Annotated in this window: 21 protein-coding genes and 4 pseudogenes; 13 read left to right on the forward strand and 12 right to left on the reverse strand. The window is 69.2% G+C overall.

Annotation, left to right across the window (positions count from 1 at the left end; all coding sequences use genetic code 11):
• Window positions 1-122: 122 nt before the first annotated feature.
• From GBA65_RS26805 to GBA65_RS18680, 7 genes and pseudogenes are all read right to left on the reverse strand, one after another.
• Window positions 123-281 (reverse strand): annotated as a pseudogene (locus GBA65_RS26805) (lipoyl domain-containing protein); the annotation flags it as partial.
• The gene (locus GBA65_RS24655) at window positions 278-1,264 is read right to left on the reverse strand and encodes an alpha-ketoacid dehydrogenase subunit beta (protein ID WP_166397833.1); all 987 of its coding nucleotides are present in this window, start codon (window positions 1,262-1,264) and stop codon (window positions 278-280) included. The pseudogene GBA65_RS26805 and the gene GBA65_RS24655, both read right to left, overlap by 4 nt.
• A 5-nt stretch (window positions 1,265-1,269) precedes the next feature.
• Window positions 1,270-2,205 carry a thiamine pyrophosphate-dependent dehydrogenase E1 component subunit alpha gene (locus GBA65_RS18660; protein ID WP_166398600.1) on the reverse strand — a complete coding sequence of 312 codons (936 nt, stop codon included), beginning with the start codon at window positions 2,203-2,205 and terminating at the stop codon, window positions 1,270-1,272.
• A 239-nt stretch (window positions 2,206-2,444) separates the two neighbouring features.
• Window positions 2,445-3,386 (reverse strand): methylmalonyl Co-A mutase-associated GTPase MeaB, encoded by a 942-nt coding sequence (meaB, locus tag GBA65_RS18665; RefSeq protein WP_166397834.1) that lies wholly within the window; start codon window positions 3,384-3,386, stop codon window positions 2,445-2,447.
• A 205-nt stretch (window positions 3,387-3,591) separates the two neighbouring features.
• On the reverse strand, window positions 3,592-4,896 hold the full coding sequence (gene odhB / locus GBA65_RS18670) for a 2-oxoglutarate dehydrogenase complex dihydrolipoyllysine-residue succinyltransferase (protein WP_166397835.1): 1,305 nt from the start codon (window positions 4,894-4,896) through the stop codon (window positions 3,592-3,594).
• A 51-nt stretch (window positions 4,897-4,947) separates the two neighbouring features.
• The gene (locus GBA65_RS18675) at window positions 4,948-7,836 is read right to left on the reverse strand and encodes a 2-oxoglutarate dehydrogenase E1 component (protein ID WP_228281469.1); all 2,889 of its coding nucleotides are present in this window, start codon (window positions 7,834-7,836) and stop codon (window positions 4,948-4,950) included.
• Between the two features lie 177 nt (window positions 7,837-8,013).
• Complete coding sequence (locus GBA65_RS18680) at window positions 8,014-8,328, reverse strand: hypothetical protein (RefSeq protein WP_166397836.1); 315 nt, start codon at window positions 8,326-8,328, stop codon at window positions 8,014-8,016.
• A 122-nt stretch (window positions 8,329-8,450) separates the two neighbouring features.
• Here GBA65_RS18680 and GBA65_RS18685 point away from each other — a divergent pair.
• The 8 genes and pseudogenes from GBA65_RS18685 to GBA65_RS18710 all read left to right on the forward strand — a co-directional run bounded on the left by GBA65_RS18685 (window position 8,451) and on the right by GBA65_RS18710 (window position 14,627).
• A pseudogene (locus tag GBA65_RS18685) lies at window positions 8,451-9,697 on the forward strand (trans-sulfuration enzyme family protein).
• Window positions 9,698-9,709: 12 nt separating this feature from the next.
• Entirely contained in the window at window positions 9,710-10,342 is a 633-nt protein-coding gene (locus tag GBA65_RS18690; protein ID WP_166397837.1) for a cysteine dioxygenase family protein, read from the forward strand.
• Window positions 10,343-10,352: 10 nt separating this feature from the next.
• Window positions 10,353-10,841 (forward strand): annotated as a pseudogene (locus tag GBA65_RS27030) (NfeD family protein); the annotation flags it as partial.
• A gap of 376 nt (window positions 10,842-11,217) precedes the next feature.
• Entirely contained in the window at window positions 11,218-11,382 is a 165-nt protein-coding gene (locus GBA65_RS26810; RefSeq protein ID WP_456115082.1) for an NfeD family protein, read from the forward strand.
• Window positions 11,383-11,460: 78 nt separating this feature from the next.
• Window positions 11,461-12,396, forward strand: a complete 936-nt coding sequence (locus GBA65_RS18700; protein ID WP_166397839.1) for an acetamidase/formamidase family protein — start codon at window positions 11,461-11,463, stop codon at window positions 12,394-12,396.
• Between the two features lie 47 nt (window positions 12,397-12,443).
• Window positions 12,444-12,800 (forward strand): annotated as a pseudogene (locus GBA65_RS26815) (NAD(P)-dependent oxidoreductase); the annotation flags it as partial.
• Between the two features lie 94 nt (window positions 12,801-12,894).
• Window positions 12,895-13,284, forward strand: a complete 390-nt coding sequence (locus tag GBA65_RS24665) for an NAD-binding protein (protein WP_228281474.1) — start codon at window positions 12,895-12,897, stop codon at window positions 13,282-13,284.
• A 65-nt stretch (window positions 13,285-13,349) separates the two neighbouring features.
• A complete protein-coding gene (locus GBA65_RS18710) occupies window positions 13,350-14,627 on the forward strand; it encodes an NAD(P)/FAD-dependent oxidoreductase (protein ID WP_166397840.1) in 1,278 nt (425 codons plus the stop codon).
• A gap of 250 nt (window positions 14,628-14,877) precedes the next feature.
• Here the strand turns inward: GBA65_RS18710 and GBA65_RS18715 are convergent, their stop codons facing one another.
• Both GBA65_RS18715 and GBA65_RS18720 read right to left on the reverse strand, forming a co-directional pair.
• Window positions 14,878-15,141: a hypothetical protein gene (locus GBA65_RS18715; RefSeq protein ID WP_166397841.1), complete on the reverse strand. Its 264-nt coding sequence runs from the start codon at window positions 15,139-15,141 to the stop codon at window positions 14,878-14,880.
• Window positions 15,142-16,169: 1,028 nt separating this feature from the next.
• Window positions 16,170-18,212 (reverse strand): thioredoxin domain-containing protein, encoded by a 2,043-nt coding sequence (locus GBA65_RS18720; RefSeq protein ID WP_266096520.1) that lies wholly within the window; start codon window positions 18,210-18,212, stop codon window positions 16,170-16,172.
• A gap of 373 nt (window positions 18,213-18,585) precedes the next feature.
• Between GBA65_RS18720 and GBA65_RS18725 the strand changes: the two genes are divergently transcribed.
• Entirely contained in the window at window positions 18,586-19,017 is a 432-nt protein-coding gene (locus tag GBA65_RS18725) for a response regulator (protein WP_166397843.1), read from the forward strand.
• A gap of 35 nt (window positions 19,018-19,052) precedes the next feature.
• On the opposite strand, the gene GBA65_RS18730 is transcribed toward GBA65_RS18725, so the two are convergent.
• Complete coding sequence (locus GBA65_RS18730) at window positions 19,053-20,642, reverse strand: multicopper oxidase family protein (RefSeq protein WP_166397844.1); 1,590 nt, start codon at window positions 20,640-20,642, stop codon at window positions 19,053-19,055.
• A 264-nt stretch (window positions 20,643-20,906) separates the two neighbouring features.
• On the opposite strand from GBA65_RS18730, the gene GBA65_RS18735 reads away from it, so the two are divergent.
• Window positions 20,907-21,056: a hypothetical protein gene (locus tag GBA65_RS18735; RefSeq protein ID WP_166397845.1), complete on the forward strand. Its 150-nt coding sequence runs from the start codon at window positions 20,907-20,909 to the stop codon at window positions 21,054-21,056.
• A gap of 94 nt (window positions 21,057-21,150) precedes the next feature.
• Entirely contained in the window at window positions 21,151-22,173 is a 1,023-nt protein-coding gene (locus GBA65_RS18740) for a class I fructose-bisphosphate aldolase (RefSeq protein ID WP_166397846.1), read from the forward strand.
• A gap of 203 nt (window positions 22,174-22,376) precedes the next feature.
• Here GBA65_RS18740 and GBA65_RS25550 read toward each other — a convergent pair whose 3' ends face one another.
• Entirely contained in the window at window positions 22,377-22,508 is a 132-nt protein-coding gene (locus tag GBA65_RS25550) for a hypothetical protein (protein WP_266096521.1), read from the reverse strand.
• A 116-nt stretch (window positions 22,509-22,624) separates the two neighbouring features.
• Between GBA65_RS25550 and GBA65_RS18745 the strand changes: the two genes are divergently transcribed.
• Window positions 22,625-23,101, forward strand: a complete 477-nt coding sequence (locus GBA65_RS18745) for a hypothetical protein (protein WP_166397847.1) — start codon at window positions 22,625-22,627, stop codon at window positions 23,099-23,101.
• 139 nt (window positions 23,102-23,240) lie between these two features.
• On the opposite strand, the gene GBA65_RS18750 is transcribed toward GBA65_RS18745, so the two are convergent.
• Window positions 23,241-23,954, reverse strand: coding sequence for a hypothetical protein (locus GBA65_RS18750; RefSeq protein WP_166397848.1), 714 nt, complete (start codon window positions 23,952-23,954; stop codon window positions 23,241-23,243).
• 145 nt (window positions 23,955-24,099) lie between these two features.
• Between GBA65_RS18750 and GBA65_RS18755 the strand changes: the two genes are divergently transcribed.
• Window positions 24,100-24,348, forward strand: coding sequence for a glutathione S-transferase N-terminal domain-containing protein (locus GBA65_RS18755; protein ID WP_166397849.1), 249 nt, complete (start codon window positions 24,100-24,102; stop codon window positions 24,346-24,348).
• Window positions 24,349-24,711 lie beyond the last annotated feature (363 nt).

Below are 24,711 nucleotides of genomic sequence, written 5' to 3' on the forward strand. Positions count from 1 at the left end.
TCCGGCGCGTTCTCCCTCGCTCGCGAGGGCGACGAGGGCGATCTCCGTCCCCACGCCGACCGTCGTCCCCTCGGGACGAGCAGCTTCTCGATCCTGCCGGCGACCGGCGAGGGCAGCTCGGCGTTCACCTTGTCCGTGTCCACCTCGGCGAGGGGCTCGTCCAGCGAGACCTCGTCGCCTTCGGCCTTCAGCCAGCGCGCTATCGTCCCTCCGTAACGCTCTCCCCGAGCCTGGGCATCGTCACCGGTCGGGCCACGGCCACCTCCTCCCCGAGTGTTCAGTAGCGGGCGAGCTCGAGCATCGCCCGCTCTATCTTCGCGGCGTCCGGCACGAAGGCGTCCATCATCGGCCTCGCGAACGGCGCCGCCGGGACGTCCGGCGCCCCGAGGCGCATCACCGGGGCGTCGAGCCACTCGAAGGCCTCCCGCGCGACGACCGCCGAGATCTCCCCCGCCACCGACCCGGTCAGGTTCGCCTCCACGACGACGAGGAACTTGCCGGTCTTCTTTGCCGAACGCAGGATCGTCTCCCGATCCAGCGGGTAGAGCGTCCGGGGCTCGACGACCTCGGCCTCCACCCCGTGCGCCTCGGAGAGCCCCTCGGCGACCTCCAGGACCGTGTGGAGCATGAAGCCGTAGGAGACGACGGTTATGTCGTCCCCTATCCGGTGGACCCTCGCCTCGCCGATGGGGACCTCGTAGTCCTCGTCGGGGACGTCCTCCTTGAGGAGGCGGTAGGTCCGCTTGTGCTCCAGAAAGAGGACGGGGTTCGGGTCGCGGATGGCGCTCTTGAGCATGCCCTTGGCGTCGGCGGGGTACGTCGGGGCGACGACCTTGAGGCCGGGGGTGTTGCAGAACCAGGCCTCGATGCTCTGGGAGTGGTAGAGGCCCCCGCCGTGGACGGCGCCGTAGGGGGCGCGGATGGTGATGGGGCAGCTCCAGGCCCCGTTCGAGCGGTAATGGAAGCGCGCCGCCTCGTTGACGATCTGGTCGAACGCGGGCGTGATGAAGTCCCCGAACTGGATCTCCGCCACGGGCCGCATCCCGTTCACCGAGAGGCCGATGGCGGCACCCACGATCAGGCTCTCCGCCAGCGGCGCATCCAGTACCCTTCCGCCCCCGAACTCGTCCTGCAAGCCCTGCGTTACCCGGAAGACCCCGCCGGCCCTCCCGACGTCCTCTCCGAGGATCATCACCGATTCGTCGGAGCGCATCTCCTCCGCGAGCCCCTCGCCGATGGCCTGCAGCAAGCTCTTCGTCGCCACGAACGTCACCTCCCGGCGTAGACGGGACCCAGGGCGTCCTCGGGCTCCGGCGGCGGCGCCTCTTCGGCGCTTCGGGAGGCTTCGGCGACCTCGGCCCTTATGCGGGCGTCCACCTCTTCCCTGGCCTCGGCGTCCAGGACCCCGATCTCCTCCAGGTAGCGCTCGAAGCGCGGGATCGGGTCCTTGAGGCGCCAGGCCTCGATCTCCTCCCGCTCGCGGTAGCGCCGGTCGTCGTCGTCGGAGGAGTGGGCGGTGATGCGGTAGGTCTTCGCCTCGATGAGCGTCGGCCCTCCCCCTCCTCGCCCGCTCGAACGCCCCCTCGCCGCCTCGTAGACCGCGAGGACGTCCATCCCGTCCACCTCGACCCCGGGAAAGCCGTAGCCCTGGGCCCTGCCCGCGATGGACCCCGCGACCTGAGCCTTCTCGGGGACGGAGATCGCGTAGGCGTTGTTCTGCACGAGAAAGACGACGGGCAGGTCGTGGATGCCGGCGAAGTTCATCGCCTCGTGCCAGTCTCCGCCGCTCGTGGAGGCCTCCCCGCCGCAGACGAGCACCACCCCGTCCTCGCCGCGCACCTTGAACGCCAGCGCCGTCCCCGTCGCCTGCGGGTACTGCACCCCGACGGGGGCCGAAGCGGTGACGATGTTCAACTCGCGGGCGCTGAAGTGCCCGGGCATCTGGCGCCCGCCGCTGTTCGGGTCCTCCCGCTTGCCCATGACGCTCAGGAGCTGCTCGCGGGGCGACTGGCCCAGAAACAGCGTCATCGCCAGGTCCCGGTAGTACGGGTAGAGGTAGTCGTAGCCCGGGCGCATGCCGTAGACGGCCCCCACCTGCGCGGCCTCCTGGCCCTGGCAGGAGATCACGAACGGGGCCTTCCCCTGGCGGTTCAGGATCCAGGACCGCTCGTCCACCCTCCGGGCCAGAAGCATGGAGTAATGCATCCTCAGCAGGTCTTCGCCGGTCAGCCCAAGAACCTCGTGCCGCGCCCGCGCGTCCTTGACGTCCACGTTCCCACTCCTCCTTCCCCAAAAGGGGAGCTAGAAACATCTATTACGCGCCCGTAGTATATCCCCTCGTTGCGCTTACCGGGTCTCCGGGCAGGGCTCCCCGCATGGAGCAGCGGCGGCTCGCGGGCACCCCCGGACCGCGGGGCTACGACCTCCGGCCGTGGGGGCGGGGGCTAGACCTCCTTGTAGAGCGTCTCGGCGGCGGTGATCGGGTCGACCTCGCGCTCGCGGACCTTCTCCATGAGCCCGGCGTCCTCCCGCGAGAGGCGTTCGCGGATCTCCTTCTCCAGCTTGTTCGTCGCCCATGCGAGGACGAACTCCCGCATCGCGGCGAGGCGGCGCCCCTCCATCCGCCCGCTCTCCCGCAGAAACTCCCGGTGACCCTCGATCTCGCCCTTCAGCTCCTCGACGCCCTCGCCGTTGTCGCCCCGCGTCAGGACTATCGGGGGCACCGGGGCGTCGGGGTCGAGCTCGTGGCCGATCTCGAGGATGGAGCGGACCTCGGCGGCGGCGCCCCTGGCCTGCGGGTGGTCGGCCTTGTTGATGCAGAAGACGTCCGCGACCTCCATGACCCCGGCCTTGAGGGCCTGCACCGCGTCCCCGGCCCCCGGCTGGAGGCAGAGGACCACCGTGTCCGCCGCAGACGCCACCTCGACCTCGCCCTGCCCGACGCCGACGGTCTCGTACAGGATCACGTCTATCCCGTAGGCCTCCATCGCCATCGCCGCGAGCCTCGAGGCCCCGGCCAGGCCCCCGAGGTGTCCCCGGCTCCCCATCGAGCGTATAAAAACGTCCTTGTCCAGAAAGTGATCGGCGAGGCGGATGCGGTCGCCGAGGATGGCGCCCCTGGTGAACGGGCTCGAAGGGTCCACCGAGACGACGCCGACCTTCTTTCCCTCCTCGCGGTAGAGGCGGATCAGCTTCGCGATGATGCTGCTCTTGCCGACGCCCGGAGGGCCGGTGAAGCCGATGGTGATCGCGCGCCCCGTGCGCGGGTAGATCTCCCGGATCATCTCGGGCACCGCGGGGTCCTCCCCCTCTATCTTCGAGATGGTCCGGGCCAGCGCCCGCCTGTCCCCCCCCAGCAGCCGCTCGACGAGGTTATCGTCCCTCACCCTATCCCTCCTCCGGTTCGCCGGACGTACTTTACCAAGCCCTCCCCGGCGACGGACCACGGGCCCGTAGCAGCGGCGCTCCTGCACGAGAGGGGACCAGGGACCAAACACGCGCGACCCTGAGAATGGGGTCCCGCCAACCCTCCGCAAAGCAACGGAGGGGCGGCTCCGGAGAGCCGCCCCCGTTAGGCGAAGCGTCGAAGTCCTAGCCTTCCAGCAGCAGGGACTCCGGGTCCTCGATAAGCTCCTTGATGCGCACGAGGAAGCTCACGGCGTCGGCGCCGTCGACGATGCGGTGGTCGTAGGAGAGGGCCAGGTACATCATCGGGCGGATCTCGACCTTCCCGTCCACGGCCACGGGGCGCTCCTGGATCTTGTGCATCCCCAGGATCGCCACCTGCGGCGTGTTGAGGATCGGGGTCGAGTTCAGGGAGCCGAAGATGCCGCCGTTGGTGATGGTGAAGGTGCCGCCCCTGAGGTCCTCGAGGCCGAGCTTCCCGTCGCGGGCCTTCCTGCCGAGCTCGGAGATGGTCTCCTCGATGCCGGCGAAGCTCTTCCGGTCCGCGTCGCGCACCACCGGGACGACGAGCCCCTGCTCCGTGTTCACGGCGACGCCGATGTCGTAGTAGCGCTTCATGATCAGCTCGTCGCCCTGAAGCTCGGAGTTGATCTTGGGGAACGCCTTCAGGGCCCCTATGGACGCCTTGGTGAAGAAGCTCATGAAGCCGAGCTTGACCCCGTTGCGCTCCTGGAACGCGTCCTTGCGGCGGCTCCTGAGCTCCATCACGGCGGACATGTCCACCTCGTTGAAGGTGGTGAGCATCGCCGCGGTCTGCTGCGCCTCGACGAGCCGCTTGGCGATGGTCTGCCTGCGGCGCGTGAGCTTGACGCGCTCCTCGAGGTCGCCCCTGCCGTCCTCGGACGCCGGGGCCGGCTGCGCGGGCTGCTCCTGGCGCTGGCCGTTGGGCTCGGGGGCCTGGGCCGGGGCCTGCGTCTGGGTTCCGCCGCCGCCCTGCTCCCGGATCAGGCGCTCCACGTCGTCGCGCGTGATCCGCCCGCCCGAGCCGGAGCCCGAGACCTCGGCGAGATCCACGTCGTACTCCTGCGCGAGCTTCCTCACGGACGGGGAGGCCCGGCCACCGCCGTCCTCGCGGTGCCCGTTCGTCTCCTCGCCCGCCGACTCCTGCGCCTGCGGCTGCGGCGCCTCCTCGGCCTCCTGGGGCTCCTCCTCGGCCTCTTCCTGCTCGGGCTCCGGCTGCGGCGCGGAGCCGTCGCCCTCGCCGATGGTGCCTATGACCTCGCCGACGTTGACGGTCTCGCCCTCGCCCTTGGAGATCGACTCGAGTACGCCGCCCTCCTCCGCCTCGACCTCGAAGTTGATCTTGTCGGTCTCGAGCTCGACGAGGGCCTCGCCGGCCTCGACGGGCTCCCCCTCGCTCTTCAGCCATTTGCCGACCGTAGCGTCGGTGACCGACTCACCGAGCTCCGGCACGTGTATCTCAACTGCCACGCTTCACCTCTCCCTCTCCTCTATGACCCGGCACGCGCCCTGCGGCTCTCGTTACGCGGAGCCGCCGTCGCCGACGGGCGCCGTCTCCTGAACCTCTTCGACGCCGTCCTCGCCGCTCGCGTCCTCGTCCGCGTCCTTGAAGGCCTCGCGGACCATCTCGGCGTGCTCCTGCTTGTGGAAGCCCGCCGAGCCCTGCGCCGGGCTGGGCCGGGCGGGCTTGCCGACGTAGCGTACGGGCAGCTCGCCGTCGACGAGCTCCCTGAGGCGCGGCTCCATAAAGGACCACGCCCCCATGTTCCGGGGCTCCTCCTGGACCCACACGATCTCCTGGAGGTTCGGGTAGCCCTCGACGACGGCCCTTATGTCCTCCTCGGGGAACGGGTAGAGGAGCTCGACGCGCGCCACGGCCGTGACCCCGTCCTGCTCCCGCGCCTCGCTCCCGACGAGCTCCGTGTAGATCTTGCCGGAGCACAGGATGAGCCTCTCGACCCCATCGGCGTTCCCCTGCATCTCCGCGTCGTCGATCACGGGCTGGAACTTGCCCTCCGTGAGCTCCTCGAGCGTGGAGGAGGCCAGGGGGTGGCGGAGCAGGCTCTTCGGGGTCATGAGGATGAGGGGCCGCTTGTTCTCGCTGAGCGCGGCCTGGGCGCGCAGGAGGTGGAAGTACTGCGCGGCGGTGGTGCAGTTGGCGACGCGGATGTTCTCGTGGGCCGCGAGCTGCAGGTAGCGCTCGAGGCGGGCGGAGGAGTGCTCCGGGCCCTGGCCCTCGTAGCCGTGCGGCAGGAGCAGGACGAGCCCCGAGGTCCGGCCCCACTTGGACTGCCCCGAGACGACGAACTGGTCGATCATCGGCTGCGCGACGTTCGCGAAGTCCCCGTACTGGGCCTCCCACAACACGAGCGTCTCCGCGGCGTTCATCGTGTAGCCGTACTCGAAGCCGACGACGGCGATCTCCGAGAGCGGGCTGTTGTGCACCGCGAAGGAGGCCTTCGCCCCCGGGAGGTGCTGCAGCGGCACGTAGGGCTCGTTGGTCTCCACGTCGTAGAGGGCCGCGTGGCGCTGGGAGAAGGTCCCCCTCGCCGAGTCCTGGCCGGTGAGCCGGACCGGGACGCCGTCCTCCAGAAGCGTCCCGAAGGCGAGCGCCTCGGCGTGGCCCCAATCTATCCTGTTGCCGCTCCCGTTCAGCTCCCCGCGGTTCTTGTTGAGGAGCCGCTCCAGCTTAGGGTTCGGGTTGAAGCCCTCCGGGGTCTCCAGCAGGGCCTGGTTTATGCGCGCGAGATCCTCGGCCGGGACCGCCGTCTCTGGGACCTCGACGAGCGGGGTGTGGGGCTGGTCGGTGACCGCGTCCTCCTCGGCGAGCTCCTCGTTCTCCGGGTTCTTGCGGATCTCCTCCATCTGGGACATGACCTCTTCGACCATGGCGTCGGCCTCGCCCGGCTCGATGATGCCGCGCTCCTCGAGCGTCTTCGCCCACACCTCGCGCACGGTGGGGTGGTTGTTGATGGTCTCGTACATCTTCGGCTGGGTGTACGTCGGCTCGTCGCCCTCGTTGTGGCCGAAGCGCCGGTAGCCGATAAGGTCGACCATGAAGTCCTTGGCGAACTTCTCCCGGTAGGCGTAGGCCATGCGCGTCGCCGCGAGGCAGGCCTCCGGGTCGTCGGCGTTGACGTGGACGACCGGGATCTCGTAGCCCTTCGCCAGGTCGCTCGCGTAGGTGGTCGAGCGGGCGTCCTTCTTCTCGGTGGTGAAGCCGATCTGGTTGTTGGTGATGATGTGGATCGTGCCGCCCGTCCGGTAGCCGGGCAGGCGGGAGAGGTTCAGCGTCTCCGCCACCACGCCCTCGCCCGGGAACGCGGCGTCCCCGTGGATGAGGACCGGCAGCGAGGCCTCCTCGTCGCGCCCGGGCTCCCCGGCCCCGTCGCGGGTCTCCTGGGCGGCGCGCGCCATCCCCTCGACGACCGGGTCGACGTGCTCGAGGTGGCTGGGGTTGGGCGCGAGGTTGACGAGCACGTGCTGGTCGGCCACCTCGTCGCCGAGGTGGTAGCCCCGGATGCCGAGGTGGTACTTCACGTCCCCGACCCAGCCCCCGCCGGGGCTGCCGGCGGCCGAGGAGTCCTCGCCCTTGTCCGGCTGCTGGAACTCGCCGAAGATCTTCTTGTACGGCTTGTCCAGGACGTGCGCGAGCACGTTGAGGCGGCCGCGGTGGGCCATGCCGAGGACCATCTCGGGCGTCCCGGCGTCGGCGGCCGAGCGGGCCAGGCCGTTGAGCATCGGCACCACCATGTCCACGCCCTCGACGCTGAAGCGCTTCTGCCCGAGAAACGCCCTGTGGAGGAACTTCTCGAAGGAGTCGACGCGCGTGAGGCGCATCAGGAGGCGCTTCGCCGACTCGCCCTCGTGGCGGCGGTAGAAGCGCCCGGACTCGACGGCCTCCCTGAGCCAGAACCGCTCCTCGGGGTTCGTCACGTGGCCGAAGTCGTAGCCGGTGGTGTTGCAGTAGATGTCGCGGAGCTCCTCGACCGCCTCGCGCGCGTTGCTCGTGCGCTCGGCGACGGGCCCGCCGATCACCAGGGTCGGCAGGTGCTCGAGGTCTTCGTCCGTGATCCTGTAGAACGTCGGGTCGAGCGTCGGGTCGCCGGGGGGCTCGCTCCCCAAGGGATCCAGCCTCGCCGCCGTGTGGCCGAAGTCCCTTATGTGCCGGACGTGCTTGGAGGCCCCGACGGCCTTCTCCACGTCGAGCTCGACCGTCGCCCCTCCGGAGCCGTTGCGCGAGCCGTTCGCGCCCGAGACGTCCTTGGGCGGCCCCCACTCCTCGAAGAAGCTCCTCGTCCGCTCGTCGACGGAGTCGGGGTCTTCCCTGAACCTTTCGTAAAGCTCCAGAACGTAGCCGAGGTTCGGGCCGAAGAATTGGCTCTCGGTACGGTTTTCCAACAGGATCACACCCTCACGTATCTTCTCGCATGTTTCCGGCCGAGCCACCGTTGTACGGCCGGGCCTGCCCGCGCCGCCGCGGGTGCCGTGCTTTCTCTCATACTACCGCATCTCCTACCGGCGTTCTTACCCCGAACGGCGCGCCAATCACCTCGAAAGGGGCGATTTTATGCCGCGTAAGCCCCGCTATCCCCGGGCTCCGTCGAGCGCCGAGCGCAGGTCCTCGGCCATCCCCGAGTGGCCGAACTTCTCCGCCTTGCCGACGCCCTCGGAGTAGGCGGCGCGGGCCTCGTCCCCGCGCCCGAGGCGCTCCAGGACCTCGCCGAGCCTGAGGTACGCGTTGCCCTCGTCCTCGTGCGCGTCGAGGTAACGCCTCAACACCGCCGCCTCGTCCTCGTCGCGGCCGGCCTTGCCGTACTCGTTGGCGAGGGCCAGAAGGCCGGTCGGGTTGTTCGGGTTGTCCGCGAGCATCCGCTCGAAGTACTCGATCCTGTTCTCCAAAAGAAGGCTCCCCGTCTCCGAAACACCGCGGGCCGCGGCCTTTGGCGACCCCTCGTGCGTTAGTATAGGGCAAGCAGGTTTTCGTCCAGAGTCCAGGGGTATCCGAGAGATGAGATCAGGGGATGCAATTGAAGCGTTTCGAGACCCGTGCCGTCCACGCCGGTGAGCGCCGCGCCAGGGAGAACGGCGGGGGCAAGAACGGCGGCGGCGGCAAGGGCTTCTACCCGATCTCGACCCCCGTCCACCTCTCGACGACCTTCGCGCACGACGAGATCGAGCAGACCGACAGGGTCCTGGGCGGCGAGGAGTTCGGCTACAGCTACGCGAGGTACGGCAACCCCACGGTGACGGCCTTCGAGGACGCGGTCGCCGCCCTCGAGTGTAGCGGCGACCCCGACGGGGCCCGCGCCTTCGCCTTCGCCTCGGGGATGGCCGCGATGCACGCGGCCCTCTCGGCGGCGGAGCTCGGCGGCGGGGGGACCGTGCTGGCGGCGGAGCAGCTCTACGGCTCGACGGCGACGCTGCTCGTCCAGGTCTTCGGCGCGGCCGGGGTCGAGGTGCGCTTCGTGGACGTGTGCGACCTCGAAGCCGTCCGCAAAAAGGTCGCCGAGCTCTCGCCCCGCGCCGTCGTCGTCGAGACGATCTCCAACCCTTTGCTGCGCGTCGCGGACGTGCCGGCGATCGCCGAGATCACGCGCGAGGCGGGCTCCACCCTGATCGTGGACGCCACCTTCTCCACCCCCTACCTTCAGCGCCCCCTGGAGCTCGGAGCGGACATCGTCGTCCACAGCGCCACAAAGTACCTCTCCGGCCACGGCGACCTGACCGCCGGCATCGTGGTCGCGGGCGCCCCCTACGACGGGGCCCTCGACTCCCTGCGCAAGCTCGTCGGCGGCACTCTGGGCCCCTTCGAGGCGTGGCTCGCCCTGCGCGGCCTGAAGACCCTACCCCTGCGCATGGAGCGCCAGTGCGAGAACGCGAGCGAGGTCGCCGGACGCCTGGCCTCCCACCCGAAGGTCTCGAAGGTCAACCACCCCTCCCTCAAGAACCACCCGGACGGCGAGGTCGCCCGCCGCGTGCTCGACGGCTCCGGCGGGCTGCTCTCCTTCGAGCTGGCCGCCGGGGACGGGGAGGAGGGCCGCGCGGCGGCCTTTCGCTTCCTGAACGCGCTCGAGCTCTGCGTGACGGCCCCGAGCCTCGGGGACATCTACACGCTCGCCATACATCCCGCGACCTCCTCCCACCGCGAGCTCTCCCCTCCCGGCGCAAGCGCCTCGGGGTGGAGGAGAACCTGATCCGGGTCTCCCTCGGCATCGAGCACCCCGACGACGTCTTCGCGGACCTGGAGCAGGCCCTGGAGAGGGTCTAGGAGGGCCGGAGCGTGTGCGGCCCGGAGACCGGCGGCCCGGCCAACGGGGACGAGTACGTCCTCGACACCCCCACCGTCCGCTCGTTCGTTGCCAGGGTCAGGGAGACGATCTCCCGGGCGAGCGGCCCGGAGGAGGCGGTCGAGGGCCTACGCCCGGTCTTCTCGGAGCTTCTCGCGGACGAGGGCTGGCTCCCTGAGAAGTACCGCTCCCCCGTCCCCGAGAGCGGGATGGGCGGCGGCATCGGCCAGTGGCTCCTCTTCCGCTCGGCCGGGCGCGACCTCTCCCTCTTCGCCCTCGTCGTGCCCCCGGGTGCCGCCACCCCCGTCCACGACCACCTCGCCTGGGGCCTCGTCGGGCTCTACAGGGGAGAGCAGGAGGAGACCGTCTACGACGCCGAGGGGGAAGAGCTGGCCGTCAGGGTAAGCCGCACGGTAAAGAGGGGCGACTTCTACGGGCTCCTCCCGCCGAGGGACGACGTCCACCGCGTCCGCACCACGGGCCCGGAGACCTCCGTCTCGATCCACCTCCTGGCGAACGACACCGGCTGCGTCTGGCGCCACTCCTACGACCCGGAGACCGGGGCGGTCTCCCCCTTCCGCAGCGGCTACGCGAACCGCCCCTGCCCGCCGGACGACGGACGGTAGGTGCGCGGGCATGGGGCGACGCCTCGCCCGCCTCGCGGTCCTTCTAGCTTTTCTCCTCATCGGGCCGTGGGCCGGCGCGTCGCGCGCGCAGGGTGAGGGTCCGGAGGTCTTTGTCGCGCGGGTCGAAGGCTCCATAGACGGCCGGACGGCGGCGTACGTCTCGCGCGTCGTCGCCGAGGCCGAGGAGGCCGGGGCCGCGGCGGTCGTGCTGGAGCTCGACACCCCCGGCGGCAGCCTGGACGCGACGCAGAGGATCGTGCGCGCCGAGAGCAACGCCGAAGGGGTGCCGGTGGTGACGTACGTAACCCCGCGCGGGGCGCGGGCGGCGAGCGCAGGGACGTTCGTGGCGATGGGGAGCGACGTGGCGGCGATGGCGCCCCAGACGAGGCTCGGGGCGGCGCACCCGGTCCTCGCGACGGGGGCGGAGATCGAGGGGCCCCTGGGCGAGAAGGTGACGAACGACGCCGCCGCGCTCATGGTCGGCCTCGCCGACGCCCACGGCAGGGACGAGGCCTGGGCGGAGAGCGCCGTCCGGGAGAGCGCCGCGGTCGACGCGGCCGAGGCGCTGGAGCTCGGGGTGGTGGAGCACGTCGAGGAGGACCTCCGGGCGGTGCTCGACGAGGCCGACGGGACCCGGGTCGAGCCGAAGGGTCTCACGCTGCGCACCCGGGGGCGGCGCTCGTGCAGCAGCCGCCGACCTTCGGGAGCGGACCGGGATCCCGCCCGCCCTCCTGTGGGTCCTGGCGGGGCTCTCGGCGCTCGCCGTGGCGCTCGCGGCCCTCGGGTACTGGCGGATGGTGCGCGAGAGGGTCACGACGGGGGCGGAGGGCATGATCGGGGAGGTCGGCACCGTCCGCCGAACGGTGGTCGAGGGGATGGGCGGCCTCGTCTTCGTCCACGGCGAGCGCTGGCGCGCGGTGCCGGAGAGAGCCGAGCACGCCCCCATAAGCACCGGCACCAGGGTCGAGGTCGTCGCCCTCCGGGAGGGGGCGGTCGTGGTGCGCCCCGCCGGGGCGTCCGACCCCGGCGATCGAGCCTGAGGGGGAAGTGGACGCGGGGCTCCCAAGCTGCGAGAGTTGATCCCTACACGGAGGTTGACGGAGCAGAGGAGGCCGGCTGTGGCTAGGACGCACTACTTCCCGGGGGACAGGGTCCACTACGTCTGGGACAACGAGCTCGAGCCGGTCCTGGAGGTGGAGCCGGGCGACACGGTCGTCTACCAGACGCGGGAGGTGTCGGACGGCCAGATCACGCCGGACTCCACCGCCGACGCCCTCGCGACCTTCGATTGGGACCGCGTCTACCCCCTCTCGGGGCCGGTGAGCGTGCGGGGCGCCGAGCCCGGCGACGTCGTCGAGGTCGAGGTCGTGGACATCCACACCTTGGGCTGGGGCTGGACGGCGGTCATCCCCGGCTTCGGGCTCCTGCCGGAGGACTTCCCCGACGCGTACCTCAAGATCTTCGACCTCACGACCGGCGACTACACGCTCTTCAAGGACGACGTGCGGATACCCGTCGAGCCCTTCTTCGGGACGATGGGGGTCTCCCCGGCGGACACCACCGAGAAGCCCGTGATCATGCCGCCCGGGCCGTTCGGCGGCAACATGGACACGCGCCACATCACCAAGGGCTCCAGGCTCTACCTGCCCGTGCAGGTGCCGGGCGGCCTCTTCTCCTGCGGCGACGCCCACGCGGCCCAGGGCGACGGCGAGGTCTGCGTCACCGGCATCGAGAGCCCGATGTACGCGGCGCTGCGCTTCGGCCTGATCAAGGGCCGACAGCTACGCGCCCCCCAGTTCGTCACCCCGGGCCCCCTCACCCCGAAGTCCGAGGGGGCCGGCTGGTACGCGACGATGGGCGTGGGCCCCGACCTCATGCGGGCCACGCAGGACTCCATGCGGGCGATGGTCGACCACGTCAGCGCGACCTACCACATGGAGCCGGTCGAGGCCTACGTGCTGGCGAGCCTCGCCGTGGACCTCAAGATCAGCGAGGTCGTCGACCGGCCAAACTGGATCGTCTCCTCGTACCTGCCCCTCGCGCTCTTCCGGTAGCCCGGATGAGAGTAGGCTTCGTCGGCCTCGGCCTCATGGGCGCGCCGATGGCGAAGAACCTCATGGCGGCGGGCCACGAGCTCGTCCTGCACAACCGCACGAGGCACAAGGCCGAGGAGTTGGCGGGCGAAGGGGCCACCGCGGCCGGTAGCCCCAGGGAGGCCGCCGAGGGCTCGGACGTCGTCATCACCATGCTCCCCGGGCCGCCGGAGGTCGAGGCGGTCTTCGGGGAGATGTTGGAGGCGGCCGGGGAGGGCACGCTCCTCGTGGACATGAGCACGAGCTCGCCGATCCTCGCCCGCAAGCTCGCCGGCGAGGCCCGCGAGAAGGGGATAGGCACCCTCGACGCCCCCGTCTCGGGCGGGGACGTCGGCGCGATCGAAGGGACGCTCTCGATCATGGTCGGCGGAGAGAAGGAAGACTTCGAGCGGGCCAGGCCGCTGTTCGAGGCGATGGCGGGACGGTCACGCACGTCGGGGGCCGGGGGCGGGCCAGACCGTGAAGGCGTGCAACCAGATCGTGGTGGCGCTCGTCATCGAGGCGGTCTCGGAGGCGCTGGTCCTCGGCGAGAGGGCCGGGGTGGAGCCGTCGAAGGTCCTCGACGTCCTCTCGGGCGGGCTCGCGGGCAACAAGGTCATGGAGGTCAAGCGCGAGAAGTTCCTCTCGCGGGACTTCTCCCCGGGCGGGAAGTCGAGGTTCCACCTCAAGGACCTCGGGATCGCGCTCGCGGCGGCGCGGGAGAGCGGGGTCCCCCTCCCCGTCACGGCGCTCGTAAACGAGATGTTCGGGGCGCTGGTGGCGCGAGGGATGGGGGATCGGGACCATTCGGCCCTGGTCTCCCTGCTCGACGGCTGGGCGCGGCCGGCGGGCGGGCAGGGCCGCCCGTAGAAACCCGCTCCCCGGGGTAGAACGCTACCTCGTGCTTCAGGTTCCCCAGGAAACGGAGAGACGTTATGCAGAACGGGTTTGATCTCGTGGTGGTCGGGGCGGGACCGGGTGGGATGGGGACGGCGTACTACGCCGCGAGGCTGGGGCTCCGGGTGTTGCTGGTCGAGAAGGACCGGTTCCCGCGCGACAGGGTCTGCGGGGACGGTATGCTCGCCCAGACCGTCGCGGAGATGGAGCGCCTCGGCCTCGGCGACTACCTCGCGGAGGAGCACCACGGCGTGATCGAGGGCTTCAACATACGCACGAAGACCGCCCGCTTCTCCGAGGGGCTCCCGCCGGACCCGCGCGCCTCGCGCGGCTACGTCGTCCGCCGCAGCGAGTTCGAGCCGAAGATCATGGAACGCACCCTCGCGGCCGGCGCGACCCTCCGGGAGGGCGTCGAGGCGCGGCGCGTCCTGCGCTCCCCGGCCGGCGAGACGCGCGGCATCGAGCTCCTGGACGAGTCGGGCGCGCCGGAGCAGATCCCGGCGCCGATGGTCGTGACGGCGGGCGGCTGGGGCGGCTTCGAGGGCGGGAGGCAGGAGGGCCTCGCGGCGATGGTCGTCTCGCGGCAGTACTTCTCCGGCCTGCCGGACCCCGGCCTGCCCCAGAGAAACCTCCTGCAGGTCTGGTTCACGGCCGACATAGAGAGCCTCGGGGTGGGGTACGGCCGGATCTTCTACCTCAACGACGGCTCCGCGAACGTGGGGGTCGCGGTCTACGGGCACAACCTGCCCGGGGAACCGGCCGCCCGCGAGGCCGCCCTCCGCCGCCTGCACGAGAGGTTTCTCGCCGAGCCGGAGGTCGCGGAGATGCTCGACGGCGCGGAGCCCGAGGAAGAGATGGCGAGCCGGACGTTCGCGTCGAGCGGCTACGGGGTCTCGCGCAGCGAGGCGGGCCTCTTGAAGGTCGGGGACGCGGGCGGCACGAGCCACCCCGTCAGCGGCGAGGGGATAGGCTTCGCGCTGGAGGCCGGGCGCCTGGCCGCCGGGTGGGCGCACGAGGCCCACCGCCGGCGCGACTTCTCCGCGGCCCTCCTCTCGGGCTACGCGCGCCAAATCAAAGGGCTCCACTCCCTCCGCCAGCCCACGACCCAGGGGCTCGTCTCGCTCGTCAACCGCCTCCCCCGCCTCGACCTCATGGAGCCGGTCTTCGAGCGCTGCCCCTCCGACGAGCGGCTGCGGCGTACCCTGGCCGAGTGCCTCGCCGGCAACAGGGACGCGGGCGTGATGCTCCGGAGGCACCCCGCGACGGTCGCCCGCGCCGTCGGTGCGGCGGTCCGCAGGGTAGTCGCCCGGACGTAGGTCAGGCTTCTGCCGAAAAGATTTCAGAAACCTGTCCTTCTTCGGCGACTGGCGCAACTGGCTCTCGGCTTTCGTGTCAACAGCCGGTCCCTTCCTTACGGGATGCATTTGATGAAAGTTGTTAGGTTGCGAACAGCGCAGTCCAGGAACAGATCAAGTGGAGCAATCGCCGAAGATCTTTTGTGGAAAGATAGGCGCTAGATTTCATGGAGGATCTGTGCGGAACTTGAATTGAGCGAGTGCAGCTAAATCAATTTTGTATGCGTGTCGCTTGAATATGCAGGAACACCCCGTCGCGCAAGCTCATAAGGCTCGAATAGGTTACGATCGCTTGAACGCTCGTGCCCAAGACGTGGAACTCCACTACCTCACCTTGCTGCGGAATGCCAGTTACTTCTTCCACATAGACTACCTGAGCAGTGATCAGGTTCATCATTCTCGCCACTGAAAAGGACTCAAGGTTGGTTGCTTCGTCATAGACATAGTGGGGGGCAGGAACTCTCCGTTCCGTCATATGGCTCCTCCTTGTCGCCCAATTCGTCGACAAATTTTACAGTCCAAGCGAACTTTGCTCGTCAAGCGCTCCCGATCTGGTCGAATCCCCTCGTTGCGTTCGAGGAGCGTCGAAGGCCTTTATAGCGTACGCTCTTCGGTGCATGAGGGTGCTCAGGGCTATGAAGACAGACGAAGAAGGTAAGCCGGAGATCGCCAGAACCGCCCGAACTCTAGGAGTTAGGATCGGTGGTCGAAGACCGGACATAATCGTGGCGGCGTCAGGCTTCGTGCTTCCCGAAACAGGCGGTATGAGCGTAAGCCCTCCGCCTCCGGAGAATCTGCCCGAGCATCGACGTCCGGAGGAGTACGGTGGCATCGGTAGAGATCCGATTTGGGAGTTAGACACGGACTACCTGCCCCCCAATCTCAAGTACAGGCCCGACCCTAGAAACCCCGACCGGCATGGCTTTGTAGAACCAACAGTTCCCATGCATCTGGATGATTGCGAGACTTCTCTCGGATTGACTAGAGAGCTGTGGCAACCCTTTCGCTCCTGAACACACGATTCGGGCAGTCTCTAAACACTGCAAGCGTTTCGGTACTCGTGTGATAATAAGTCGGTACCGCTGACTAGAATGAACCGTTGTAGACCTTAGGTGAGAAGGCGATGGAGCAGCACCAAATAAACAAAGCACAGTACGGTTACTTGCGCCAGCTGGCGTACTCTACGCCAGCCGAGAGGGTCTCCGACGTCCTGCAAGGTCAGGTAGAGCAAATGATTCGCGCAGGCCACTCCCGAACTGAGTTGTATGAGGACTTGAAGCGGCTCGTTCTGGAGCTACGACAATCCGGACGGGAAGATCTCGAAGACAGCGTTATGGACGTTATGGACGTACTTGCTGGCTGGTCCGCGCCTTCCGCCCAGCCGTAGTCCATCCTCGAGCAACTAGAGGCGTCGCGATTCCGGTTCGACCTGCTTGCACAAACCTCTGGGCGTCTTGACCCGGTGACAAGATTCAGCCCGAAACCTGATTTGCAGAACGTCCCTCAGGAGACGCCGAGCTGCCTCTTTACCTCCTCGGGGTCCGTCGTCGGCATCTGGCAGGCGTGGTTGACGCAGACGTAGGCCGTCGCCTTGCCGCCCCTCGTCGGGCGCTCGGCGAGGAGCGGTATCAGGGCCACGGCGGCCTCGTCTCCTTCGGGCGCCCCGACGACCACCTTGTTGGGCCTGTAGCCGGAGAAGGCGGCCTCGGCGAGCGCGCGGGTCTCCGGCGCCCCGGGCTCGCCGACGATCGCGACCTCGTAGGGCTGGGAGAGGTAGAGGTCGAGCGCCGAGAGGAGCCGGCCGAAGGCGCCCGGGATCTGGGCCATCCCGCCGCTCAGGTCCTCCAGCACGGCCCCGGCCCGCTCCCGGTAGTCCTCGCGCTCCAGGACGATCGAGAGCCTCAGCAGAACCTCCACCGCGACCGAGTTGCCCGAGGGAGCCGCGCTGTCGTAGACGTCGCGCGGGCGCGTGACGAGCTCCTCGTGGTCGGAGGGGGTGTCGTAAAACGCGCCCCTGTCCGCGTCCCAGAAGAGCTCCAGCATCGCGTCGGCCAGCGCCCGGGCCTCCTCGATCCAGCGCCGCTCGAACGTCGCCTCGTACAGCGAGACGAGGCCGTCGGCCACACAGGCGTAGTCCTCCAGGTAGCCGTTGAACCGGGCCCTGCCGTCCTTGAACGAGCGGTGGAGCCGCCCGTCCTCCTTCATCCTCCCGATCAGGAACGCGGCGTTGTTCCGGGCGGCCTCCAGGTAGTCCTCGCGCTCGGGCAGCACGCGGGCGGCGAGCGCGAAGGCGCGCAGCGCCAGCCCGTTCCAGGCGGCGAGTACCTTGTCGTCCCGCCCCGGCCGCACCCTTCCTTCGCGGACCTCGTAGAGCTTCGCCCTGATGCCCTGGATGCTTCCCGCGAGCTCCTCGATCGAGAGGCCGAACTCGCGGGCGACCACCTCGGGCGGACGGGCGACGTTGAGGATGTTCTTCCCCTCGAAGTTGCCGCCCTCCGTGACGTCCCAGTATCTCAGGGCGAGCCTCGCCTCCTCGGGATCTAGCGCCGCCTCGATCTCCGCGGGCGTCCACACGTAGAACTTCCCCTCCTCGCCCTCGGAGTCCGCGTCCTCGGCGGAATAGAAGCCCCCCTCGGGGCCCGTCATGTCGCGCAGGAGGTAGTCGAGGGTCTCCGTGGCGACGCGGCGGTAGAAGGCGTCGCCCGTGGCCTCGTAGGCCTCCAGGTACAGCCTGGCGAGCAGGGCGTTGTCGTAGAGCATCTTCTCGAAGTGCGGGACGAGCCAGTACTCGTCGACGGAGTAGCGGGCGAAGCCGCCGCCGAGCCCGTCGTAGATGCCCCCGTTCGCCATGCTCCGCAGGGTCAGCTCCAGCCCGGAGAGCGCGGCCCTGTCGCCGGTCCTCGCGTGGTGGCGCAGCAGCACCTCCAGGTTCATCGCCTGGGGGAACTTCGGCGCCCCGCCGAAGCCGCCGAAGCGGTCGTCGAGCTGCCCGAGGAGCGCGTTCGCCGCGTCGTCGAGCAGCCCCTCGGAGAGCCCGGTCCGGGGGATGGAGGCGTTGTTCGCCGCCTGGAGGTACTCGCGGACCCCCTCGGCGCTCTTCAAGACCTCGTCGCGGCGGTTCGTGTACGCGTCGGAGAGGCTCTGGAGGACCTGCCCGAAGGCCGGCATCCCGCGGCTCGGCACGGGCGGGAAGTAGGTGCCGGCGTAGAACGGCGCGCCGTCCGGCGTCATAAAGACCGTCATCGGCCAGCCGCCGTGGCGCGTCATCGCCTGCGTGGCGGCCATGTAGATGGAGTCGACGTCCGGCCGCTCCTCGCGGTCCACCTTTATGTTGACGAAGCCCTCGTTCATGAGCCTCGCCGTCTCCTCGTTCTCGAACGACTCCCGCTCCATCACGTGGCACCAGTGGCACGCCGAGTACCCGACGCTCAGGAGCACGGGCTTGTCCTCGGCCCTGGCCTTCTCGAAGGCCTCCTCCCCCCACGGGTACCAGTCCACGGGGTTGTCCTTGTGCTGCAAAAGGTAGGGGCTCGTTTCCTCAGCCAAGCGATTGGCCATCTCTCAACACCTCCCGCCGCCCGGAGGCGGCGCGTACGACGGTCGAAGCCTTCGGCGAAAACCTACCACACGCACCGTTCGCGGCACTCCCGGAGTACCGTACCGGCCTCCCCTCCCCGCGGCCGTGGCCAAGCTCGCCGCCCCCTCCGGGACGAAGGGAGCGCCGGGGCGCCGACGGTTCGTCTCCCTCGTGCGCATACATTGTGCTTTTTCTTGCTTTGTTCGTGGTTCCGGGTAGGGTGTGGGGAGCAGGGTGGCGAAGGGAAAGAGGCGGTTGAGGTGGGCGTGATCTCCCGCGGCGGTTGCCGCGTTTCGGTGGCACGATCCATGCGTACGATGCCGGGAGGATCGGGGTCGGAGGATGGCGCTGATCTTGTTTTTGGAGTACCACTGCGCGTTCCGCCAGGCCGCGGCCTACCTGCTGAACCGGGAGCCCGACCTCGAGGTGGTGGCGCAGGCCTCTTCGGTGGCCGAGGGCCGCGAGAGGATGGCCGAGGGCCGCGTAGATTCCGCCATCGTGGACGTACCGCTGCCGGACGGGGGGGCGTGCGAGTTCGTCAAGGAACTGCGCGAGGCCGACCCGCCCGTGCCGGTGCTGGTCCTCACCCACCTCGAGGGGCGGGAGGAGCACGGGCGGTACCTGGCGTCGGGCGCGAGCGAGGTGCTCTCCAAGGAGGCCTCGTACGCCGAGGTCCTCGCCGCGGCACGGAGGCTCGGGCGCCGGGCGAGGAAGAGAGCGCGCGCGGGAGCCCTACGTCCGCGGAGCACCCAGGAGAGCATCCTCTCGGAGTAGCCCCTCCTCGCGGGGAGGCACGTTTGCCCCTCGTCTTACGCGGCGCCGGACACCTCGAACTGGGCCATCATGTCGTGGTCCTCGTGCTCGATGTGGTGGCAGTGGATGGGGAACTTGCGCGCGTAGGGGCCGGGGGTGCCCTCGATGGGGACCTTCGGGAACTTGATGAGGACCCGCACCCTGTCGTTGCCGTCGAGGAAGACCGTCTCCTTGTACCCGCTCTCCCACGGATGCGGGGGCCGGCCGTTGCGGGTGAGGATCTTGAAGTTGACCAGATGGGGGTGGATGGGGTGGATCCAGCCGCCGCCGTTGTTCACGAACTCCCAGACCTCCACGTCGCCCTCGCGGGGCCTGGCGTCGACGCGGCGCGCGTCCCAGATCTTGCCGTTGACCGTCCAGAACCCGCCCGTCCGCTTGAAGACCCACGTCCTCGTCCGGACGGCATCGGCCTCGACGCAGGGCTGGTGGGTGTCGTCGATCTGGTCTTTCGCGGGACGCAGGACGGCCGGGACGGTGCTGTCGTCGCTCGCCCTGCGCGCCACGTCGAAGCGCATGATCTCCCGCGTGGTCTCCTCGTCGGCCCTCAGGTTCTCGAGGGTCACCCGGCTCTCGGGCCCCGTGCCGACCGGGACGCCCGCGAAGTTCACGACCACCTCGTAACGCTCGCCCGGCGAGATCGGCAGCGAGCGAACCCGGACCGGCCTCTCCAGCAGGCCGCCCTCGGAGCCGATCACGGTCAGGGGCTGGCCGTTGCTCAACGCCAGCCCGTACACCCGGGCGTTGGAGCCGTTGAGGATGCGCAAGCGGTAGCTGCGGTTGGCCACGGTCATCTTCGGCCAGGGCTTGCCGTTCACGAGGATCACGTCGCCCTCGACCCCGTTCGTGCTGTGGTCATCCGCCTCGAAGGGGTAGAGGAACCGCCCGTCGGCGTGGAACAACCGGTCCTGTACCACCAGCGGCACGTCGAACTGACCCTTCGGCAGCGGGAGGTTGTCCTCGAACTCGTCCCCGATGAGGTACAGCCCCGCCAGGCCCTTGTAGACGTTCGTGGCGGTGTGGTGCGCCACGTGGTCATGGAACCACTGGGTGCGGGCGTTCTGCCGGTTGGGGAAGACGTAGGTCTTGGCTCCGCCCGGCGGCATCTTGTCTTCCGGATAGCCGTCGGAGTCGCCGTCCACGTAGGCGCCGTGCATGTGCAGCGCGGTATTCTCGGGCAGGTCGTTGGTGACGGTCATGGAGACCCGGCGCCCTTTCCTCGCCGAGATCATGGGCCCCGGGAACTGGCCGTTGTAGCCCCAGATGGGCGTGGGGAGCCCCGGGATGATGCTCGCCGTGCCCTTCTTCATCGTTATGTTGTAGAAGTCCGTCGTGGCCGACGCACGCGTGGGCGGGAGCGGCTTCGGGATCGGCAGCTCCGCCCCGAAGGGGGGCGGCAGCTTCTCCAGCTGATCTCCGAACTTGGTCCTCGCCGAGCGCTCGAGGGGCAGAGCGAACGCGGCGGCCCCCAGAAGCCCCAGCCCGAGTACCTCCCTGCGGGTGAACCGGCGTCGTCCTGCTTGCATCTCCGTCCGTCCTTTCGCCCATGCCACGGCCACGAAGACCCCGGACGGCGTGCTCGTGCCCACCGGCGCAGCCGCCCGGTAGCGACCTCCGTATGTAAAAATAATGTCTTGCAAACGAGGCCTCGTCTGCGCCCTTATGCACCATCTTTTTCTAGTCACGGGTGACTAGCCCCCATGGGATGGCACGCCTGGGCTAGACGGAAGATCGGTGCTCCGCGACCCTGCCGGGGACGCGCGGTGCCCGCGCGGGCCGCAGGTTTGGCCGGTTGCCCGTCGGGTACATCGCAACCAAGAGTACAGGCGACCCGGAGGAGGCGATTTTCCGGCATGTGCTACACGAGCAGGGACTACAGGGCGGAGCAAGAGGCCCGCAGGAGGCGCGAGGAGGCTCGCGAGAGCCAGGCGGCGGGCAAGACGGAGCGCCGCGGCAAGGATGAGGCCCCGAAGAAGCGTGACCGGGAGCTCGTCAGGGCGTAACCGAGCCAGGAATCTCCAGAGGCTCCGGGGTTTCGGCCCCGGGGCCTTTGCTATGCTTCCCCCAGGATAGTCGGGACGAACAGGAAGGAGCGCCGTGAACGCGCAGGAGTTGGAGAAGACCGCCCGTTCCCTCGTGCCCGAGGGGAAGGGCATACTCGCCGCCGACGAGAGCTTCGGGACGATCGGGAAGCGCTTCGACGCGGTCGGCATCGAGTCGAGCGAGGAGAGCCGCAGGGACTACCGGGAGATGCTCTTCACGACGCCGGGGATCGGGGATTACCTCGCGGGCGTCATCCTCTTCGACGAGACCGTCCGCCAGAAGGCCTCGGACGGGAGGCTCCTCCCCGAGGTCCTCGAGGAACAGGGCGTCATCCCCGGCATCAAGGTCGACGGCGGCGCCAAGGAGATGGCCCTCTCCCCCGGCGAGAAGCTGACCGAGGGCCTCGACGGGTTGCGCGAGAGGCTCGAGGAGTACCGGGAGATGGGCGCGAGGTTCGCCAAGTGGCGGGCGGTCATCACCATCGGCGACGGCATCCCCACCCAGAACTGCATCGACGCGAACGCCTTCGTGCTCGCAAGATACGCCGCCGCCTGCCAGGAGCAGGAGATCGTCCCCATCGTCGAGCCCGAGGTGCTCATCGACGGGGACCACTCCATCGAGCAGTGCGAAGAGGCGACGGAGAAGACCCTGCACGCGACGTTCGCCCGCATCTTCGAGGCCGGCGTCGACCTCAAGGGGCTGCTCCTCAAGCCGAACATGGTCATCACCGGCAAGGACGCCGCTGAGCAGGCCGGCGTCGAGGAGGTCGCCCGCCGCACCGTCGAGACCCTCCTGAGGAGCGTGCCCGCCGCCGTCCCCGGGATCGTCTTCCTCTCCGGCGGCCAGAGCGACAAGCAGGCCACCGCCCACCTCAACGCCATGAACAAGCTCTACGACAACCTCCCGTGGGAGCTCTCCTTCTCCTACGCCAGGGCGCTCCAGGACCTGCCGATGAAGACCTGGAAGGGCGACGCGGGCAACGTCGAGGCCGCCCAGCAGGCCTTCTACCACCGCCTCAAGATGAACGGCGCCGCCCGCTCCGGCAGCTACTCCGAGGAGATGGAAGAGGCGGCGTAGAGCCGCAGACCCCTCGCGCGGGCGGACGGCGGCTCCCCGCCGTCCGCCCGCGCCGACGTCGACCCCGTCTCGCGTCGGTCCCGACCGGAGCAGAGAGAAGAGGGTAGACGAGGCCCGAGAGACCACGGATCGTCGGCGCCATGGACCGCGGGCCGCGACGAGCGACAAGAACGAGGCTCCCCTCCTGCCGACACCACGTTCTTCTACAAGCCGATCGCGAACGCTTGAGCGACCACGGCGCCCCCGGCGAGGCGGAAGGCCCTGACGCCGCCGGTCGCGGGGTTCGAGCCGGAACCCCGGACGTCGAGCCCGAGCCCCGCGACCGCGAGGGGCACGAGTGAACCCTTTCCTTGCCCGGCCCCTCGGCTCCGGTCAGGCTCTACCCGAGCCCATGCACCGGCGACCGCGGTCCGGGCTCGGTAGCGCCGCACTCGACCGGGGAGGCGTTGTGGTGACGGACTGGCAATCCACGCGGGTTTGGAGGTCGCTCCTCCTGCCGGCGGCCAATCGCCTGATGCGGGCGTGGCTGCGCTCGCGATGGCACCGGCCGGTAAGCTCCTCGATGATGGTGCTGACGTATCGGGGCGTCAGGAGCGGCGAGGTCTACTCTTTCCCGGTCGGCTACGCGGAGGACGAGGAGGGTCTGGCGACCTTTACGCGGTTCCCCTGGTGGAAGAACTTCCGCGAGAGGAGGCCGGTATCCCTGCGGCTGCGGGGGCGTGAGGCGCGGGGGACCGCGGTGGCGGTTAGGGACCCCGAAGTGGTGGCCCAACGCCTCGCCGACTACCTGAGGCGCAACCCGCATGACGGCAGGTTCTTCGGCGTGAGGATAGGCCCCGACGGACGGGCGGACGGGGAAGATCTGGCGCGCGCCGCCGACTCTCTGGTCATGATCCGCACGCAGTTGGAAGAGGCGCGCACCCCCTAAGGTGGGGCGACGCCGGGGAGCCGTCGCAAAGCCGGATACGGCACCCGCACGCGCCGGAACGCCCCGGCTAGCTTACGAAGCGTGGCGGCCGGGGTTGTCGAGTCGGCGCGGGAGGATCGGGGTATCGCGGGGGCTCGGGCTACCTCTCGTTCTGGGTGCCGTTCTCGTCCCTGAAGCCTAGGTGGATGTGGTCGCGGTGGAGTTCGGTCTGGTCTCTGTCGAGGATCCAGCCCTCCTCAGGCGAGCGGTCGAGGGCCTCGGTCCAGCCTGGGGGCCCGATAATCTGGTCGGGGCGCTCGTCCCTCTGGAGGCCGGCGAGGATCCAGCCGACGTCCCGCACGTCCGGGTCGTTGCCGTTGCCCTCGACGGGCTTGCCGTCGACGTCCCATATGTCCGCGGCCCGGCCGTGGTAGTGGGTGTTCGGCAGGCCGCCCGCCTCGCCGTATCCCTCGGGGATCAGCGGCCCGTCCTCGACGCCGGGGAGAAAGTAGTGGCCCTCCTTGAAGGCGTCCACGCAGATTCTGTGCTCCGCCGTGATCGCGCGGAGCGCGACGACGACGCGCTCGTCCACGATCCCGGCCCTCAGGTCCTCGACCGCCGCGGGCGAGGCCCCGAAGTTCGGGTCCTCCAAGAGCGCCCTGACCTCGCCGCTCACGGGCTCCTCTTCCTCGTCGCCGAAGAACCGGCCGAGCGAGATGCCGGTGTCGTCCAGCCCCTCCGGGCAGCGCACGTCCTCGGCGCTCAGCCCGTCGCCGAGGTGGCGAGGCCCCACGGCCAGCACCCCGAGGACGCAGATGGCCGCCACGACCGCGAGGGCCAGGGCCGCGCGCGCGACCCTCCCGACCACGCTCAAGCGCCGCCTACCCCGAGAGACCTGAAGAACGAACCTTGCATCGCCCCACATTCTACGAAGGGATTTTCGTTTCGACTCGTGCCGCCCCGCGCTCCCTATAGAATCTGCGTGTTGGGCCGGGAGGAGCGAACGGAAGGAGAGGATCATGCTGGAGCTCTACCAGAAGGAGAGCTGCCCCTACAGCCGGAAGGTGAGGGCGCGGCTGAGCGAGCTCGGCCTGAGCTGGGTCGCCCACTCCACGGAGGAGGGCAGCCGCTCGTCCGAGGTGCTGGAGAAGCTGAGCGGCTCGCACCAGGTGCCGTTCCTCGTCGACGCCGAGCGCGGCGTGATGATGGCCGAGTCCGACGCCATCGTCGAGTACCTGAACGAGCACTACGCATCCGGGAGGTCCTGAGCCCGCACACCCGCGCCGGGACCGCCCCGAACGACCGGCGCGGTCCCGGCGCCCCTCCTCTACGCCCCCTCCGCACGGGGCACTCTGCCTCGACACTCCCTCAAGGGTTGGCCGCGGCATAGCAGCCCTGTTAAAGTTGGATATCTAGTCGTCCGGCAAGGTTGCATGGGACGAAACTTGTGTGGGTGCGTAGGAGGGGGAAGGGCGTGACGGCTTCGTCGAGGCGGCTATGCGTGGCACTGGGGTTCCCTCTGCGCATTCTTGTTTCTGTTGCAGGCATCCACCGGGGCGCTCGGTCAGGGCCCGGAGGACGCCGCGGACGCCGGAGCGGCGCCCCGTCTGATCGTCACCTACGAGGAAGGG

It is taken from the genome of Rubrobacter marinus (genome assembly GCF_011492965.1).
Lineage (GTDB): Bacteria > Actinomycetota > Rubrobacteria > Rubrobacterales > Rubrobacteraceae > Rubrobacter_F > Rubrobacter_F marinus.